The sequence below is a fragment of the Enterobacter cloacae complex sp. 2024EL-00711 genome (assembly GCF_047529885.1).
Lineage (GTDB): Bacteria > Pseudomonadota > Gammaproteobacteria > Enterobacterales > Enterobacteriaceae > Enterobacter > Enterobacter ludwigii.
The window spans coordinates 116,151-133,322 of sequence record NZ_JBLIZC010000004.1 but is presented as its reverse complement, the minus strand read 5'-3'; the positions used below and the strand labels follow the sequence as shown (position 1 = coordinate 133,322).

Below are 17,172 nucleotides of genomic sequence, written 5' to 3'. Positions count from 1 at the left end.
CTCTCTTCCAGGAGAGGGTGAGGGCATCAGACTGCACGCTTGCCCAACGGCACCACCAGCGGCGTACCGGCCACGGGATCGTCGATAATCATGCAGCGCATGCCGTAGATCTGCGCGATCAGATCCGGCGTCACAATCTCTTTTGGCGCACCCTGCGCCACAATTTCGCCGTCGCGCAGCGCAATCAAATGCGTGGCATAGCGGCATGCCTGATTTAAATCGTGCAGTACGGCCGCCAGCGTATAGCCCTGCGTGCGGTTCAGCTCGCTCAACAACTCCAGCAGATCGATCTGATGGCTGATATCCAGCCACGTGGTAGGCTCGTCCAGCAGCATGATGGCGGTTTCCTGTGCCAGCACCATCGCAATCCACGCCCGCTGGCGCTGCCCGCCGGAGAGCGTATCCACGCTTTGCCGGGCAAGATCGGTAATGCCCGTCGCCTGCATTGCCCGCTTCACCGCCTCATCATCCTCTTTACGCCAGCGGGTAAACAGCGGCTGATGCGGATAGCGCCCGCGCGAGACCAGTTCCTGCACCGTGATATCCCCGGGCGTGGTGGCGTTTTGCGCCAGCAGGCCGATACGGCGCGCCACCTCTTTGCTGGCAAAGCGCTGGATCTGCTCGCCGTCGAGATACACGCAGCCCTCAACCGGCGTCATCAGGCGGCTGAGGGTGCGCAGCAGGGTCGATTTACCGCAGCCGTTCGGGCCGATAATCGCCGTAAAATGGCCGTCCGGGATAGCCACCGTCAGGTCACGGGCAATGATTTTTTTGCCATAGCCGAGGGTTAAGTGTTCGCCGCGCAAGCGGGTTGTGCTGTTTGTCATTTCTTGCGTGACTCCTGAACTAACAAGACGATGAGGTAAATCCCGCCGAGGCTGACGGTCACGACGCCTACCGGAAGTTGATAAGGCATAAATAACCGCTGGGCGCAGAGGTCGGCGGCCAGCAGTAACGCTGCGCCACACAGCGCCGCCTGGGTTAATCCCCAGCGCGCCGTGCCGCTGATGCGCCGGGCAATATGCGGTGCAACCAGCGCGATAAACGAGATCGGCCCGGCGATGGCGGTGGCGGCAGCGGTCAGTAACACCGCCACCAGCATCAGCATCAGGCGCGAGCGCTCAACGCCCACGCCCAGCGCGCAGGCGCTGTCATCACCCATCTCCAGCAGGCGCATCCGGCGTACCAGCAACACCGCGCCAATAAACATCACCAGGATCAGCGGGGCAGCGGGCCAGGTTTTGCCCCACGTCAGGCCATTGAGTGAACCGGCATACCACAGACCGGCAGAGAGCGCGGTGTCGAGCGAAGCCTGCAGCAATAGCCAGGTGTTGAAAGCCATCAACATGGCGCGAATGCCGATACCGATAATGATCAGACGGAAGGTGTCGATACCGTTGCGCCAGGCCAGCGCCCAGATAATGAGCGCGGTGACTATCCCGCCGGTCATCGCGGTGAACGTGATGGCCGTCAGGTGCTGACCAAACAGCACCATCGCCACCAGCACGCCGCTCCAGGCCCCGGTGTTCAGCCCCATTACGTCCGGGCTGCCAAGCGGGTTGCGCATCAACGACTGAAAAATGGCACCGCTGACGCCGAGCGCCGCGCCCACCAGAATCGCCATCGCCACGCGCGGCAGTCGCCACTCGGTGACCACCAGGGTGACATTGCGCGGCGCACTGCCAAGCAGCGCGTTAAAAACCTGCGCGAAATCGAGCGTGACTGCGCCGCTGCGCAGGCTCCAGACCGCCAGCATCAGAATGACGACGGCCAGCAACGACACGCTGGTGACTAAACGTCGGGACGGGGCCATCATGCGCCACCTCCGCGTTTACGTCGCACGAGGAAGATCAGCACCGGTGCACCGATAAACGCGCTTACCACCGAGACGCGCAGTTCACCAGGCACCAGCAGGCGACCCACAACATCCGCGAACAGCAGCAGGGCAGGGGTAGCAAGCAGCGTGACCGGCAGCGACCAGCGGTGATCGGCACCCACCAGCCAGCGTGCCATGTGGGGCATCATCAGGCCGATAAAAGCAATGGGGCCGACTACCGCAGTTGCGCTGCCGCACAGTACGGTGATCGCGACAAGACCCGTTAGCTGCGTACGCGCCACGCGGTTGCCGAGCGCGGTTGCGGTGTCGCTCCCGAGGCTCAGGCTGTTGAGCGCACGGCTTAAACACAGCGCGACGGCGGCGGCAATGACGACCGGGATCACCACCACTTTTAAGGTTGCCAGGGTGCGGATATCCAGCGAACCGGCCTGCCAGAAGCGCAGCTGGTCGTAAACATCCGGGTTAAGCAGGGCGATGCCGTTGGATAACCCTTCCAGCACGGCGGCGAGCGCCACGCCCGCCAGCGTCAGGCGTACCGGACTCAGCTGTCCGCCACCCTGGCTACCGGTAAACGCCACCACCAGCGATGCCGCCAGCGCGCCGCAGAAGGCCATCACCAGTTGTTCAGACGGAGAGGTAAAACCGAAGAGCGCCGCGCCAAGCACAATCGCAAAGCTGGCACCGCTGTTTACCCCAAGAATACCGGGGTCGGCCAGCGGGTTACGGGTGAGCGTTTGCATTAAGGCACCGGCAAGACCCAGCGCACCCCCGGCCAGCAGTCCGGCAAGGGTACGGGGAAGGCGGGCATCGAGCACGATGGTGCAGTCGGCGCTCTGACAACTGCCAGTGAGCGCATCGACAATAACGGACGCGGGCAGCGGCTTCGCGCCGATCAGCAAACTGAGTGCAATCGCAAGGATTAACAGTAGCAATAACACGGGCACGGCAACGGCGCGCACCGCGGAAGAGGAAAACGACATAGCAACATCCATGATTTGATAATGATAGTGATTATCGTTATCTATCTTATTTGGCTATGTTAGCATGTGCGCCAATGGAATTGGTAGAAATACACTCAAGGCCTTGTCATGAATCAAAAATCCTGGCTGCTCAACCTCAGCCTGCTGAAGACGCACCCCGCATACCGCGCTGTCTTTATCGCCCGTTTTATCTCCATCCTCTCCCTCGGCCTGCTTGGCGTTGCCGTGCCGGTGCAGATCCAGTCCATGACCCACTCCAGCTGGCTGGTGGGGCTTTCGGTCACCTTAACCGGTGGGGCGATGTTTATCGGCCTGATGGTGGGCGGCGTGCTGGCGGACCGGTATGAGCGTAAAAAACTGATCCTGCTGGCACGCGGCACGTGCGGCGTAGGCTTTATCGGGCTGTGTCTGAACGCCATGCTGCCGGAGCCGTCACTGATTGCCATTTACGCCCTCGGTCTGTGGGACGGTTTTTTTGCGTCACTCGGCGTCACGGCGCTGCTGGCAGCCACGCCCGCGCTGGTCGGGCGCGAAAACCTGATGCAGGCGGGGGCAATCACCATGCTGACCGTGCGCCTCGGGTCGGTAATTTCACCGATGGTCGGTGGCCTGCTGCTGGCGACCGGCAACGTGGCGTGGAACTATGGGCTGGCGGCGGCGGGCACCTTTATCACTACGCTCACGCTCCTGCGTTTGCCGCGCCTGCCGCCTCCGCCACAGCCGCGCGAACATCCGCTGACATCACTGATGGCCGCGATCCGTTTTCTGTTCAGCAATCCGTTGATAGGTGGCATTGCGCTGCTCGGCGGTCTGCTGACGATGGCCAGCGCCGTACGCGTGCTTTACCCGGCGCTGGCGGGCGTGTGGCAGATGAGCGCGTCGGAAATCGGCGTGCTGTACGCGGCTATTCCGCTCGGCGCGGCATGCGGCGCGCTGACCAGCGGTAACCTGGCGCAGAGTGCGCGTCCCGGGCTGATCATGCTGCTGGCTACCCTGGCGTCGTTTATTGCGATTGGTTTCTTCAGCCTGATGCCGGTATGGGCGCTGGGCGTAATGTGCCTGGTGATTTTTGGCTGGCTAAGCGCCATCAGTTCATTGTTGCAGTACACCCTGATTCAGACCCAGACGCCGGAAGGGATGCTGGGGCGTATCAACGGTCTGTGGACCGCGCAGAACGTGACGGGCGATGCCATTGGCGCGGCTATCCTCGGCGGGCTGGGGGCGATAATGACCCCGATGGCTTCAGCGAGCAGCAGCGGCTTTGTCCTGGCTATGCTGGGAGTGATATTGCTGGTGGTCCTGGTTGAGCTGCGTCGGTTCAGGCAGGAGGTTGTGTTGAACGACAGTGCGGCCTGACGCGTTCACACCGGCCCTCTCACCGAGAGGGCCGGGCTAGCCTCTTACCTGAACAGTGCGTCTAAACGCTGCAGTACCCGCATTGCACTGTAATAATCCAGGCGGAACGTCTCTGTTCCCAGTGCCCAGACGCGCTTGTTCTGCACGGCAGGAAGGTGCGCCAGCAGCGGATTGGCGTAAATCGCATCCACATCTTTCTGATCTCCGGCAAACAGGAACAGCCCTTCGCCGTTTAGCCCGGTCGCCAGATTTTCCCCGCCTAACTGAATAATATCGTGACGCTGACCCTGGCTTTTGGAGGTGTGCAATCCGGCAGGCAGTTCAGCCAGCGTAAAGCCCAGCTGCTGCAATAACTGGCCCTGAGCGGATTCCGCCGTCCACAGGTTTGCCGAGTGTGCGGCGGCGGTGTAGACGATGGCGTTCACCGGCTGCGGCGGTAATGTCATCTGCTGTTTCACCTGGGCAAGCTGCTTATCAAACGCGGCGATGCGCTCGGCGGCCTGTTTTTCCTGACCCGTGATTGTGCCGAGCTGTTTTAGCAGCGCCTGCCAGCTTTTGTCGTCGTAGTTAATAACAAGCGTCGGCGCGATAGCTGAAAGCTGGTCATACAACGCCAGCGCCGAATCCCCGCCGGTGGCGCTGATCAAAATCAGGTCCGGCATCTGGGCGGCCACCGCTTCGGCGCTCGGCTCGCCAATGTACAGACGCGCAAGCTGACGCTGTTTCGCAATATCGCCCCACTGGCGCAGGAATCCCTGCGCATCCGCCACGCGGTTGTTGGGCGTGGTGGCGCCGCTGGCAATAACCGGCGCGTCAATCGCCAGCAGGGAGCCGGTCAGGGTCACGCTGGTGGAGACGATGCGCGTCGGTTTGTGCTCAAGCGTATGCACGCCGCGGCTGTCTGTCACCTGACGCGGCCAGTCGGCGGCAAGCGCTGAGGTAAGTCCTAAAACAAAAAGTCCGATGAAAAGCAGGGGATTACGGCAGACGGCAAGACATTTCACAACGTGGCATCCTGTTTCTGTTGAAGTTAATGCTTCTCATTTTCATGTCTGCGACGACGGGATGCAAGCGTTACCCGAAGAAGATGTTTGCTCTGCGGTTGACACCGACGCGATGTGAGATTAGGTTAGCGAGCGTAAATATAAATGATAATCATTATTACTGCCTTTATCATTTTAGGAGGATGAAATGGATACGTCCCTGGCTGAGGAAGTTCAGCACACCGCCAGCACGCTGCAATCGGACAGCTTTTTCTTTATGTCGCCTTACCGCAGTTTTACCACGTCCGGCTGTTTTTCCCGCTTCTCTGAATCCGCCGTCGGGGGTGACGATCCGGCAGGACAGTTTCAGCAGAAATTAGCCCAGGCTTTCCGCAACGCAAAAGCCAGCGGCATTGCCCATCCTGTGATGGTGGGTGCCATTCCGTTTGATACCCGCAAGCCGTCGTCTCTGTTTATACCGCAACGCTGGCAGACCTTTTCTCGCCCGGCGCGTCAGCAGTCCGCCCGCTATGTTGCTGGCTCACAGGCGCTGAAGGTGGAAAAACGCACCGAGATCCCGCCGCAGCCGGTATTTGAAGAGATGGTCGCCCGCGCGGCTGCCCTCACCGCCACGCCGCAGGTGAACAAAGTGGTGCTGTCGCGCCTGATTGATATCGTTACCGACAAACCGATTGATAGCGGTGCGCTCATGGAGCGGCTGATCGCCCAGAACCCGGCCAGCTACAACTTCCACGTACCGCTGGAAGACGGTGGCGTGCTGCTCGGCGCAAGTCCGGAACTGCTGCTGCGTAAAGAAGGGGCGCATTTTAGCTCTCTGCCGCTGGCAGGCTCCGCGCGTCGTCAGCCGGATGACGTGCTGGATCGTGAGGCGGGCAACAAGCTGCTGGCGTCCGAAAAAGATCGTCACGAGCATGACCTGGTGACCCAGGCGATGAAAGCCATTCTCAAACCGCGCAGCCATCACCTCAGCATGCCTTCCTCCCCACAGTTGATCACCACCCCCACGCTCTGGCATTTGGCCACGCCGGTGGAAGGTGAGGCGCGTGAAAACGAAAACGCGCTGACGCTGGCCTGCCTGCTGCACCCGACGCCAGCCCTGAGCGGTTTCCCGCATCAGGCTGCTAAGGCGTTGATCGCCGGGCTGGAGCCGTTCGATCGCGAGCTGTTCGGCGGCATCGTCGGCTGGTGTGACAGTGAAGGCAATGGCGAATGGGTGGTCACCATCCGCTGCGCTCGTCTGCAGCAGAATACCGTTCGCCTGTTTGCCGGCGCGGGCATTGTCCCGGCCTCTTCACCCGTGGGCGAGTGGCGTGAAACCGGCGTAAAACTCTCCACCATGCTCAATGTTTTTGGTTTGCACTAAGGAACACTCATGACCCTTCCCTTTACCCGTTGGCCCGAGGATTTTGCCCGGCGCTACCGTGAAAAAGGCTACTGGCAGGATCTGCCGCTGACCCACATCCTGACGGATCAGGCGAACAACGATGCGGTGGCGATCGTCGACGGTGACCGTCGCATAACGTACCGCGAGTTTAACCAGGCCGTGAATAACCTGGCATCGCGGCTGCAGGCGTTGGGGCTTCATCGCGGTGAAACGGCGCTGGTGCAGCTTGGCAACGTGTGCGAGTTTTACATGACCTTTTTCGCCCTGCTGCAGGTGGGCGTGGCGCCGGTCAATGCGCTCTTTAGCCATCAGCGCTCGGAGCTGAACGCCTACGCCGCGCAGATCAAACCTGCGCTGCTGATAGCCGATCGCGAGCACGCCCTGTTTGCAGGGGATGACTTCCTCAATACTTTTGTCGATGAGCACCGTTCGGTACGCGTCGTGCTGCTGCGCGGCGACAAAGGTGAACATGCGCTGGACGCGGCGATTGCGCATCCGGCAGAAAATTTCATTCCGAACCCGACTCCTGCCGACGAAGTGGCGTTCTTCCAGCTCTCGGGCGGGAGCACCGGCACGCCGAAGCTGATCCCGCGTACGCATAACGACTATGACTACAGCATCCGTCGCAGCAATGCGATCTGCGGGATTACCGCGGACACGCGTTATCTGAATGCGCTGCCAGCGGCCCATAACTACGCCATGAGCTCGCCCGGCTCGTTAGGCGTCTTTACGGCGGGGGGCTGCGTGGTGCTGGCAAACGATCCGAGCGCCACAATCTGCTTCCCGCTGATAGAAAAACATCAGATCACGGTTACCTCGCTGGTGCCCCCGGCGGTCAGCCTGTGGCTGCAGGCGATTGCCGACGGTGCAGGGAATGCTCCGCTCTCATCGCTGACGCTGCTGCAGGTCGGTGGGGCGCGCCTGTCCGCGTCGCTCGCGGCGCGTATTCCGGCAGAAATTGGCTGCCAGCTGCAGCAGGTGTTTGGTATGGCGGAAGGGCTGGTGAACTACACCGCGCTCGATGATACGCCGGAACGCATTATCAATACGCAGGGGCGCCCGATGTGCCCGGATGACGAAGTGTGGGTGGCGGACGAGCACGGTAATCCGCTCCCGCGCGGTGAAGTCGGGCGTCTGATGACCCGCGGGCCGTATACCTTCCGCGGCTATTTCAACAGTCCGGAGCACAACGCCAGCGCCTTTGATGCGGACGGCTTTTACTGCTCCGGGGATCTGATCGCCATTGACGAACAGGGCTACATCACCGTTCAGGGACGGGAGAAAGATCAGATCAACCGCGGCGGCGAAAAGATTGCCGCAGAAGAGATTGAAAACCTGCTGCTGCGCCACGACGCGGTGATCCACGCGGCCCTGGTGAGCATGGAGGACAGCCTGCTGGGTGAAAAGAGCTGCGCGTATCTGGTGGTGAAAGAGCCACTGCGTGCGGTGGAGGTGCGCCGCTTCCTGCGTGAGCAGGGCGTTGCAGAATTTAAACTGCCGGACCGCGTGGAGAGCGTTGATGCGCTTCCGTTAACGCCCGTCGGCAAAGTCGATAAGAAACAGTTGCGCCTGTGGCTAGCTGAACGCGCCCGGGGCTAAGGAACAGAGTATGGCCATTCCACAATTAACCGCTTATGCGCTGCCGACGGCCGCAGACCTGCCAGACAACAAAGTGAACTGGGCGTTTGAGCCAGAACGTGCCGCGCTGTTGATCCATGATATGCAGGAGTATTTCCTGAACTTCTGGGGCGAAAACAGCCCGATGATGGCCCAGGTGGTCGCGAATATCGCCAGACTTCGCGATTACTGCAAGCAACACAATATTCCGGTTTACTACACCGCGCAGCCGAAAGCGCAAAGCGATGAAGACCGCGCCCTGCTGAACGATATGTGGGGACCGGGGCTGACCCGCTCACCAGAGCAGCAGCGCATTGTGTCTCAGCTGACGCCGGATGAAGCCGATACGGTACTGGTGAAGTGGCGCTACAGCGCGTTCCACCGCTCGCCGCTGGAGTTGATGCTGAAAGAGACGGGGCGCAACCAGCTGCTGATCACCGGGGTTTACGCCCATATTGGCTGCATGACGACCGCTACAGACGCCTTTATGCGGGATATCAAACCGTTCTTTATCGCCGATGCGCTGGCCGATTTTACCCGCGATGAGCACCTGATGTCCCTGAACTACGTCGCAGGGCGCGCCGGCCGGGTGGTTATGACGGACGACCTGCTGCCGTCCATTCCAGCCACGAAAGCGGCGCTGCGTGACATCATCCTGCCGCTGCTGGATGAATCAGATGAGCCGATGGATGACGAAAACCTGATCGACTACGGTCTGGACTCGGTGCGCATGATGGCGCTGGCCGCCCGCTGGCGCAAAGTGCACGGCGATATCGACTTTGTGATGCTGGCGAAAAATCCCACCCTCGACGCCTGGTGGGCGCTGCTCTCCCGCGAGGTGAAGTGATGGCGGGGTTCGATTTTACCGGCAAAACCGTCTGGGTAACGGGCGCGGGTAAGGGCATCGGTTGCGCGACGGCGCGGGCGTTTGTTGAAGCGGGCGCGCAGGTCACCGGATTCGACCTGGCCTTCCCGCAGGAAGCGTATCCCTTTGCCACCGAAACGCTGGATATCGCGGATGCCGCACAGGTTCGCGAGGTGTGCGGTCGCGCGCTGGCAAGGCTTGAGCGTCTGGACGTGCTGGTGAACGCGGCGGGAATACTGCGTATGGGCGCGACCGACCAGATTGCGCAGGAGGACTGGCAGCAGACCTTCGCGGTTAATGTCGGCGGGGCATTTAACCTGTTCCAGCAGACGATGGGCCAGTTCCGTCGCCAGCAAAGCGGGGCGATTGTCACCGTGGCGTCCGACGCGGCCCACACGCCGCGTATCGGCATGAGCGCCTACGGTGCGTCGAAAGCGGCGCTAAAAAGCCTGGCGCTGACCGTCGGGCTTGAGCTGGCGTGCAGTGGCGTGCGCTGTAATCTGGTGTCGCCCGGGTCAACGGATACCGATATGCAGCGCACCCTGTGGAAAAGCGACGATGCTGAGCAGCAGCGTATTCGCGGCTTTGGCGAGCAGTTCAAGCTCGGTATTCCGCTGGGCAAAATCGCCTGTCCGCAGGAGATTGCCAGCACGGTGCTGTTCCTCGCGTCCGATGCTGCCAGCCATATCACGTTGCAGGATATCGTGGTGGACGGCGGCTCCACGCTGGGGGCGTAGATGATCTGGAAACGTCACTTATCGCGTGAAGAAATGAACGCCACCAGTCTGAACTCCATGGTGGCGCATCTGGGCATCGTCTATACCCGCATCGGTGACGATACGCTTGAGGCCGAAATGCCCGTGGATGCGCGTACCCATCAACCGTTCGGTCTGCTGCACGGCGGGGCGTCGGCGGCGCTGGCGGAAACGCTGGGGTCGATGGCCGGGTTTCTGATGACCCGCGACGGACAAAGCGTGGTGGGAACGGAGCTGAACGCAACGCACCATCGCGCGGTATCGCATGGGAAGGTGCGCGGAGTGTGTCAGCCGTTGCATCTTGGGCGAACCAGCCAGAGCTGGGAGATTGTGGTGTTCGACGAGCAGGGACGGCGGTGCTGTACCTGCCGGTTGAGTACCCAAATTTTGGGCTAGCGTTGCACGGTCAATATCCCTCTCCCCGTTGGGGAGAGGGATAAGGCTTACAGCATCGAAATCACCCGCTTCAACAAGCGTATTCTCGGCGCAATCGACGCTTTATCCAGCCACTCCGCCGGGCTGTGGAACCCGGCACCGATCGGCCCCAGCCCGTCCAGGGTCGGAATGCCCAGCGCGGCGGTGTGGTTGGCATCACTGCCACCACCGACCGCCTGCCAGGTAATGGCTATTCCTTCCGCCTGACCTGCCGCTTCAACCTGCTGCATCAGCGCCTGCGTGGCTTTACTCGCTGCCATCGCCGGTTTGTGGTTCACGCGCGCCAGCGAGGTCGTGACGCCCTCTAAAAAGCCTTTTTCACACAATGCCTCCAGCGCCTGGTTCACCCGGCTGTACTCATCGTTTTCCCAGAAACGCACGTCCAGCTCGGCAACGGCTTTATCGGCCACCACGTTTGCCGCGCTGCCGCCGTGGATCACCCCGACGTTGAGCGTGGTGCCACGTTCCTGGTCGGTCAGGGCATTAATGGCAATAATGCTGTTTGCCAGGGCGGTTATCGCCGAGCGGCCTTTCTCCGGTTCGTTACCCGCGTGTGCCGCCACGCCGCTGAACGTCAGGTGATAGCCCGCCATCCCTTTGCGAGCCTTCACCAGCGAACCGTCGGCGCGCGCGGCTTCGCATACCAGCACGCAGCGGGCGCGTTTTGCCAGTTCGCCAATCCATTCGTGTGAATAGACGGAGCCGGTCTCCTCGTCGGGATTCATGGCGATCGCAATGGCCAGACGATCGTGGTCGGCTGCGTCCAGCTCACGCATCGCCCACAAGATATTCAGCAGGCCGCTCTTCATATCCGATACGCCAGGGCCATAAAGACGGGTGGCGTCCTCGCTCAGCGGACGCTCGGCGACGGTGCCGGGGGCAAATACCGTATCAAGATGGCCGACCAGCAGAACGTCGAACTGTGCCGCCTGTGGCTTATTACTGACGAATACGCCCGGGCCGACCTTGTCGCCCAGATTGACCCGTTCGGTGTGCCAGCCTTCGCGTTGCCAGAGCGTTTCAATAATGCCAGCCACGGTTTCGACGCCTGCGACAGTACGGGTGCCGCAGTCCACGTTCACCAGGGTTTTCAGCTCTTCAATATAATGGTCAAGGTTCATAATAACGTCCTGTTCAGAGAATAATGCGCATCAGCAGCATGGCTAAGAAGGCGTTGATGACCGAAATGGCAATCATCAGCGGAATACGTTTGGCGCGGGTGCCGATCACACCCAGAATGCGGCCGAGATACTGCACCTGTGAGCCCATCAGATAGATAGCAGGTGCCAGAATCGCCAGGTGCTCGCCGGTAATAATGCCTTTATCAAACAGGCCGATCGCCACGCCGATCCCACCGCCCATCGACATCCAGCCGCCAATCAGCACGGCAGCCGCTTCACCCGGCAGGCCAAACAGGCCCATCAGCGGGGAGAAGATCATCCCCAGCCCTTTCAGTGCCCCGGTAATTTCCAGCGCCTTGATGATGATAAAAGCCATGACCACGTTGGGCAGGGTGCTGCCGGTGGCAATACTCCAGCCCTTGCGTGCGCCTTCGACAAACACATCGGTAATCACGGGATGAGATTGTGGGGCACTCATACGGTCTCTCCTTGTGTCGGTTGTTGCTCAGGGGCATCTTTGCCGATGACGGTCAGGATCAGGCGCAGCAGATTCGCGCCGACAATCTTCATGATGAACATCACGGCGATGCAGGCACCAATGGAGGTCGGCACCGCGGCCGTCCCGTCAACGGCGACCAGGGTAAAGAGGATGGCACCAGAGGAGAAAAAGTTGGTGATCATCGCCCCGGCGGAGAACTGGAACATGGCGAAAACGTCTTTCTCTTTTTCGCTAATCTGCCCTTCATCGGACAGGTTGCGGGTGAGGGATGCACCCACATCGGTGCTCTGCAGGCTGCCAATCAACGCCAGCCCGGTGGTGCCCGGAATACCCAGCAGCGGGCGCAGCAGCGGCGTTAACAGCTTACGGGCTGCACGCAGCGCACCATAGTGCTCCAGCACGTTGATCATCCCGAGCGCAAACATCACGGCCGGAATTAAACCGAGCGCAAAGAGAAACCCGTCCATTGCGCCACTGCCGCCGGTACCGCGAAAGGCGCTGGTGGCGGTAGTCAGGGTGCCGTCTTCAAGACTGGCCTTGCTGACCACCTTGCCAAACGCACCGTTGAGGGTGGTGAAATCAAACACGCCGTACCACTCTTTTCCGCCCAGCAGGCCAGAGAAGAAAACGGCTGCGAATGCCAGCGCAACGTACGCGCCGGGCCCGACCTTGAGATCCTGAGGTACTGAACTGTTCATATCCTTTTCCTTGTATGCACGCGATTGCGCAGGGTCATTCTGGCGAGGTTTTGAGCAAAAAAAATGATACAAATCATTTCGTAAGGCGGTGTCGGGACGAAAAAGGCAAAAGTGTGACCCGTGGCGGCAGGGGTGTTTCAGCGGAAGGTGATCGGCTTAACAATGTGGTGTAAATGTCTGGTTTGACCACGCATTATTGCGTTTCAAAGTTGTTAAATTTTGAGCGTTGTTCTAGAAACAAAATGTAACATCTCACTGTTTCACAACAACGGACAACAACTATGAACAACTCAGGGAAATACCTTACGTGGGCAGGGCTCTCCGTTGTGGGAGCATTTGCCCTGGGCTATATCGCCCTCAACCGGGGGGAACAGATCAACGCGCTGTGGATCGTTGTCGCCTCGGTCTGTATTTATCTGATCGCGTACCGTTTTTATGGCCGCTATATCGCGAAGACGGTGTTAGGGGTCGACGGCACGCGCATGACGCCTGCGGTTCGTCATAACGACGGTCTGGACTATGTGCCTACCGACAAGAAAGTGCTGTTCGGTCACCATTTTGCGGCGATTGCCGGCGCGGGCCCGCTGGTGGGGCCAGTCCTGGCGGCGCAGATGGGTTATCTGCCGGGGATGATCTGGATCCTCGCGGGCGTCGTGCTGGCCGGTGCGGTGCAGGACTTTATGGTGCTGTTCGTCTCCACCCGCCGCGACGGACGTTCGCTTGGTGAGCTGGTGAAAGAGGAGATGGGAGCCACGGCCGGGGTGATCGCCCTGATCGCGACCTTTATGATCATGGTGATCATCCTCGCGGTGCTGGCGATGATCGTGGTGAAAGCGCTGACCCACAGTCCGTGGGGAACCTATACCGTGGCCTTTACCATTCCGCTGGCGCTGTTTATGGGGATCTACATTCGCTACCTGCGTCCGGGACGCATTGGTGAAGTGTCGGTCATCGGCCTGGTCTTTCTGGTGTTTGCCATTATCTCCGGCGGCTGGGTGGCTGAGAGCCCGACGTGGGCACCGTTCTTCGATTTCACCGGCGTACAGCTGACGTGGATGCTGGTAGGGTACGGATTTGTGGCGGCGGTGCTGCCGGTGTGGCTGCTGCTGGCCCCGCGCGATTACCTCTCCACCTTCCTGAAAATTGGCACGATTGTGGGGCTGGCAATCGGCATTTTGATTATGCGCCCGACGCTGACCATGCCTGCGCTGACCAAATTTATTGATGGCACCGGCCCGGTCTGGACCGGCAACCTGTTCCCGTTCCTGTTTATCACCATCGCCTGTGGCGCGGTGTCTGGCTTCCACGCGCTGATTGCCTCCGGTACCACGCCGAAAATGCTCGCCAATGAGAATCAGGCCTGCCTGATTGGCTACGGCGGCATGCTGATGGAATCGTTCGTGGCGATAATGGCGCTGGTCTCGGCCTGTATTATCGACCCGGGCGTTTACTTCGCGATGAACAGCCCAATGGCGCTGTTGGCACCGGCCGGCACCGTTGACGTGGTGGCCTCTGCCGCGCAGGTGGTGAGCGGCTGGGGCTTTGCCATTACCCCAGACACGTTGACCCATATCGCCAGTGAAGTGGGCGAGCAGTCAATTATTTCCCGTGCGGGGGGCGCGCCAACGCTGGCGGTGGGTATGGCGTATATTCTGCACGGCGCGCTGGGCGGGCTGATGGACGTGTCGTTCTGGTATCACTTCGCCATTCTGTTTGAAGCGCTGTTTATTCTGACGGCGGTGGATGCAGGAACGCGTGCGGCACGCTTCATGCTACAGGATCTGCTGGGGGTGATCTCACCGAACCTGAAACGTACCGATTCATTACCGGCGAACCTGCTGGCAACGGCGCTGTGCGTACTGGCGTGGGGATATTTCCTCCATCAGGGCGTCGTCGATCCGCTGGGAGGGATTAACACCCTGTGGCCGCTGTTTGGTATTGCCAACCAGATGCTGGCGGGCATGGCGCTGATGCTCTGTGCGGTAGTGCTGTTCAAAATGAAGCGTCAGCGTTATGCGTGGGTGGCGTTACTGCCGACCGCATGGCTGCTGATTTGTACCCTGACGGCAGGCTGGCAGAAAGCCTTCAGCCCGGACAACAAGGTGGGTTTCCTGGCTATCGCCAACAAGTTCCAGGCGATGATCGACAGCGGTAAGATCCCGGCGCAATATACGGAATCACAGCTGTCGCAGCTGGTGTTTAACAACCGTCTGGACGCCGGACTGACCATCTTCTTTATGGTGGTGGTTGTGGTGCTGGCGTTGTATTCTCTGAAGACTGCACTGGCGGCGCTGAAAGAAGACAAGCCGACGGCAAAAGAGACACCGTATGAGCCAATGCCTGAGAACCTGGAAGAGATTGTGACCCAGGCGAAAGGGGCGCATTAATCGCTCACCCTCACCCTCACCCTCACCCTCTCCCCGCCGGGGAGAGGGGATAAAAGACGAGATATCCACTATGTTCGACACCCTCTCCAAAGCAGGAAAATACCTGGGCCAGGCCGCCAAAATGATGATCGGCGTACCGGATTACGACAACTACGTCGAGCATATGCGCGTCAACCACCCTGACCAGACGCCAATGACCTATGAAGCTTTCTTCCGCGACCGCCAGGACGCCCGCTACGGCGGCAAGGGCGGCGCGAAGTGCTGTTAACCCTCTTTCGGTAAACAAAAGCTGATCTGCTTTTGTTTACATTCAACATGCGATCAGGCGTTTAACCCGCCATCGACATCCAGTCCCGTGCCGGATATTTGTCCGGCGGCAGGACTGGCCAGGAAGGTGACCGCGGCGGCGATGTCTTCCGGCTGGCCGTAATGTCCCACCGCAATCATCTGGCGCTGAGATTCAGCCTGTTCTCCATCCTCCGGGTTCATATCGCTGTTTGTCGGGCCAGGATGCACAAGGTTCACGGTAATGCCGCGCGGGCCGAGATCGCGAGCCAGACCCCGGGTAAGGGAGTTGAGTGCAGATTTGGTCATCGAATAGACGGCAATACCGGGCATCGCCACACGGTTTGCCAGACAACTGCCGATGTTGATAATGCGCCCGCCGTCAGACATATGCACCAGCGCTTCCTGAATGGCAATCACCACGCCCCGGATATTGACGTTAATCAGGGCGTCAATATCCGCCAGCGTCATGGACTCCAGCGGACCGCCGCGTGCGATCCCGGCGTTGTTGACCAGAATATCCAGCCCGCCCAGGGAGCGCGCCGCATGGGTAACCGCATCCTGAATGGCCTGTGCGCTGGCGCTGTCGGCCTGAATCGCCTCGCTGTGGCGCCCAAGCGCCTTTATCTCTTCGGTGACCGCCTGGGCTTTGTCGGCGGATTTTTCATACGTAATAACCACATCGGCACCGGCGCGTGCCAGTGAAAGTGCGATGGCACGACCCAACCCACGGCTGGCGCCGGTAACCAGCGCCTTCTTACCTGTTAAATCGATCTGCATGATGACCTCGTTGCGAGAGTGATGAGAATCATCATTAGGTATAGTCGGTCGGAACGATTAACGGCTGAAGGATTCCACTTTCTCAAACGCGGCGCGCAGAACCGCTGGGGTGAGCGCGACCGGCAAATAGTGGATAGATTCCACCGGGCGCAGCGTATGGGCAATGACCTTGTCCAGCTCGTCGCGGTTGTTGATATCCACCTCCAGTTCGTGAAGCGTGGTGGGCAGGGTAAAGCGCTGATAGGCCGCCACCAGCTCGGCCAGCACGTCATCCTGGCCGAGCAGCGCACTTTGCACCAGGATGCCGTAGGCCACTTTGGTACCGTGCAGGTATTTTTCCGTTTGCGGCAAAACGGTTAAACCGTTGTGCACCGCATGCGCGGCCGCCACGCGGGTATAGCGCTCGCCCAGACCGCCCACCATTCCGCCCCCGGCAATAATGGCATCCACAACGTCCCTGAACGCCTGCGTCGCTTCGCCACGCTGCTGGTCGGCCAGCGCCTCTTCGCTACGGGAAAGCAGCACGTCGCGGATCGCCAGCGCGCCGTTGATCCCCAGACGTACGGTCAGGGGCAGGTGTTCGGGTTGAGGGGCCAGGACCACCGCTTCATACCACTTCGCCAGCGTATCGCCGATGCCTGCCAGCAGGTACTCCGCTGGGGCATTGAGGATAATGTGCGGTTCCACCAGCACCAGGAAGTTAGCATCGTCGAACACCTCAAACTGCAGCGCCTGACCGGCATCGTTATACCAGACGGAGAGCGGCGTCCAGGCGGCGCAGGTGGCGGCGATGGTGGGAATAGCCACCACCGGCACGCCGAGACGGCGCGCCACCGCTTTGGCGGTATCAAGCAGTGCGCCACCGCCGACACCAATCACCACGCTGGCGTTATTGCCAGACGCCGTCACCAGATCGGTGACGTCACGTTCGCTGCAGTGCCCTTTAAAGAGCAGATGTTTCGCCCCCGGTGTGTGAAAGCTTTCCGGCAGGAAAGGGCGCGCGCCTTCAATGGCGCGTTCGCCATAAATCCACACCGCGCGGGAGAGCTGTTCCGGCGTAAAGAAATCATTCAGGTGCGCAAGACTTCCCGGATGCGAGAAATAGTTCGCCGGGCCTGGCACGACGCGGATATCGGTGTTGCTCATGTGTTGTCCTTTTTTTAGCAAGC

17 protein-coding genes are annotated in these 17,172 nt (G+C 60.2%); 8 read left to right on the top strand and 9 right to left on the bottom strand.

Going from position 1 to position 17,172, the window contains the following annotated elements; all coding sequences use genetic code 11:
* Positions 1–26: 26 nt before the first annotated feature.
* Genes fepC through fepD form a run of 3 tightly spaced genes read right to left on the bottom strand, consistent with a single transcriptional unit; the run spans position 27 to position 2,817 of the window.
* Entirely contained in the window at positions 27–827 is an 801-nt protein-coding gene (gene fepC / locus ACMVME_RS13010) for an iron-enterobactin ABC transporter ATP-binding protein (protein ID WP_014169065.1), read from the bottom strand.
* Positions 824–1,813 carry an iron-enterobactin ABC transporter permease gene (gene fepG, locus ACMVME_RS13005; protein ID WP_025204701.1) on the bottom strand — a complete coding sequence of 330 codons (990 nt, stop codon included), beginning with the start codon at positions 1,811–1,813 and terminating at the stop codon, positions 824–826. The genes fepC and fepG overlap by 4 nt, the downstream gene beginning before the upstream one ends.
* Positions 1,813–2,817 (bottom strand): Fe(3+)-siderophore ABC transporter permease, encoded by a 1,005-nt coding sequence (gene fepD / locus ACMVME_RS13000; protein WP_063156281.1) that lies wholly within the window; start codon positions 2,815–2,817, stop codon positions 1,813–1,815. The genes fepG and fepD overlap by 1 nt, the downstream gene beginning before the upstream one ends.
* 108 nt (positions 2,818–2,925) lie before the next feature.
* Here fepD and entS point away from each other — a divergent pair, with 108 nt between their 5' ends.
* Positions 2,926–4,173, top strand: coding sequence for an enterobactin transporter EntS (gene entS, locus ACMVME_RS12995; protein ID WP_068795116.1), 1,248 nt, complete (start codon positions 2,926–2,928; stop codon positions 4,171–4,173).
* Between the two features lie 44 nt (positions 4,174–4,217).
* Here entS and fepB read toward each other — a convergent pair whose 3' ends face one another.
* Positions 4,218–5,177, bottom strand: coding sequence for a Fe2+-enterobactin ABC transporter substrate-binding protein (fepB, locus tag ACMVME_RS12990; RefSeq protein ID WP_014169069.1), 960 nt, complete (start codon positions 5,175–5,177; stop codon positions 4,218–4,220).
* A 187-nt stretch (positions 5,178–5,364) separates the two neighbouring features.
* On the opposite strand from fepB, the gene entC reads away from it, so the two are divergent.
* Genes entC through entH form a run of 5 tightly spaced genes read left to right on the top strand, consistent with a single transcriptional unit; the run spans position 5,365 to position 10,194 of the window.
* Entirely contained in the window at positions 5,365–6,540 is a 1,176-nt protein-coding gene (entC, locus tag ACMVME_RS12985) for an isochorismate synthase EntC (RefSeq protein ID WP_014169070.1), read from the top strand.
* 9 nt (positions 6,541–6,549) lie between these two features.
* The gene (gene entE / locus ACMVME_RS12980; RefSeq protein ID WP_020885025.1) at positions 6,550–8,160 is read left to right on the top strand and encodes a (2,3-dihydroxybenzoyl)adenylate synthase EntE; all 1,611 of its coding nucleotides are present in this window, start codon (positions 6,550–6,552) and stop codon (positions 8,158–8,160) included.
* A 10-nt stretch (positions 8,161–8,170) separates the two neighbouring features.
* Positions 8,171–9,025 carry an isochorismatase gene (locus ACMVME_RS12975; protein WP_014169072.1) on the top strand — a complete coding sequence of 285 codons (855 nt, stop codon included), beginning with the start codon at positions 8,171–8,173 and terminating at the stop codon, positions 9,023–9,025.
* Positions 9,025–9,780: a 2,3-dihydro-2,3-dihydroxybenzoate dehydrogenase EntA gene (entA, locus tag ACMVME_RS12970; RefSeq protein WP_068795115.1), complete on the top strand. Its 756-nt coding sequence runs from the start codon at positions 9,025–9,027 to the stop codon at positions 9,778–9,780. Before ACMVME_RS12975 ends, entA begins: the two co-directional genes overlap by 1 nt.
* Positions 9,781–10,194: a proofreading thioesterase EntH gene (gene entH / locus ACMVME_RS12965; RefSeq protein ID WP_014169074.1), complete on the top strand. Its 414-nt coding sequence runs from the start codon at positions 9,781–9,783 to the stop codon at positions 10,192–10,194.
* Between the two features lie 47 nt (positions 10,195–10,241).
* Here the strand turns inward: entH and ACMVME_RS12960 are convergent, their stop codons facing one another.
* From ACMVME_RS12960 to ACMVME_RS12950, 3 genes are read right to left on the bottom strand one after another with little or no spacing between them, the layout of a single operon-like run.
* Positions 10,242–11,354: a M20 family metallopeptidase gene (locus ACMVME_RS12960; protein ID WP_014169075.1), complete on the bottom strand. Its 1,113-nt coding sequence runs from the start codon at positions 11,352–11,354 to the stop codon at positions 10,242–10,244.
* Between the two features lie 13 nt (positions 11,355–11,367).
* Positions 11,368–11,832: a YjiG family protein gene (locus tag ACMVME_RS12955; RefSeq protein ID WP_014169076.1), complete on the bottom strand. Its 465-nt coding sequence runs from the start codon at positions 11,830–11,832 to the stop codon at positions 11,368–11,370.
* Positions 11,829–12,551 carry a nucleoside recognition domain-containing protein gene (locus ACMVME_RS12950; RefSeq protein WP_020885022.1) on the bottom strand — a complete coding sequence of 241 codons (723 nt, stop codon included), beginning with the start codon at positions 12,549–12,551 and terminating at the stop codon, positions 11,829–11,831. The genes ACMVME_RS12955 and ACMVME_RS12950 overlap by 4 nt, the downstream gene beginning before the upstream one ends.
* 281 nt (positions 12,552–12,832) lie before the next feature.
* Between ACMVME_RS12950 and cstA the strand changes: the two genes are divergently transcribed.
* On the top strand, positions 12,833–14,938 hold the full coding sequence (gene cstA / locus ACMVME_RS12945; RefSeq protein WP_014169078.1) for a pyruvate/proton symporter CstA: 2,106 nt from the start codon (positions 12,833–12,835) through the stop codon (positions 14,936–14,938).
* 70 nt (positions 14,939–15,008) lie between these two features.
* Positions 15,009–15,206: a YbdD/YjiX family protein gene (locus ACMVME_RS12940; protein WP_014169079.1), complete on the top strand. Its 198-nt coding sequence runs from the start codon at positions 15,009–15,011 to the stop codon at positions 15,204–15,206.
* 53 nt (positions 15,207–15,259) lie between these two features.
* Here ACMVME_RS12940 and ACMVME_RS12935 read toward each other — a convergent pair whose 3' ends face one another.
* Positions 15,260–16,003, bottom strand: coding sequence for an SDR family NAD(P)-dependent oxidoreductase (locus ACMVME_RS12935; RefSeq protein WP_014169080.1), 744 nt, complete (start codon positions 16,001–16,003; stop codon positions 15,260–15,262).
* Positions 16,004–16,060: 57 nt separating this feature from the next.
* Positions 16,061–17,149 (bottom strand): oxidoreductase, encoded by a 1,089-nt coding sequence (locus ACMVME_RS12930; protein WP_068795114.1) that lies wholly within the window; start codon positions 17,147–17,149, stop codon positions 16,061–16,063.
* Positions 17,150–17,172 lie beyond the last annotated feature (23 nt).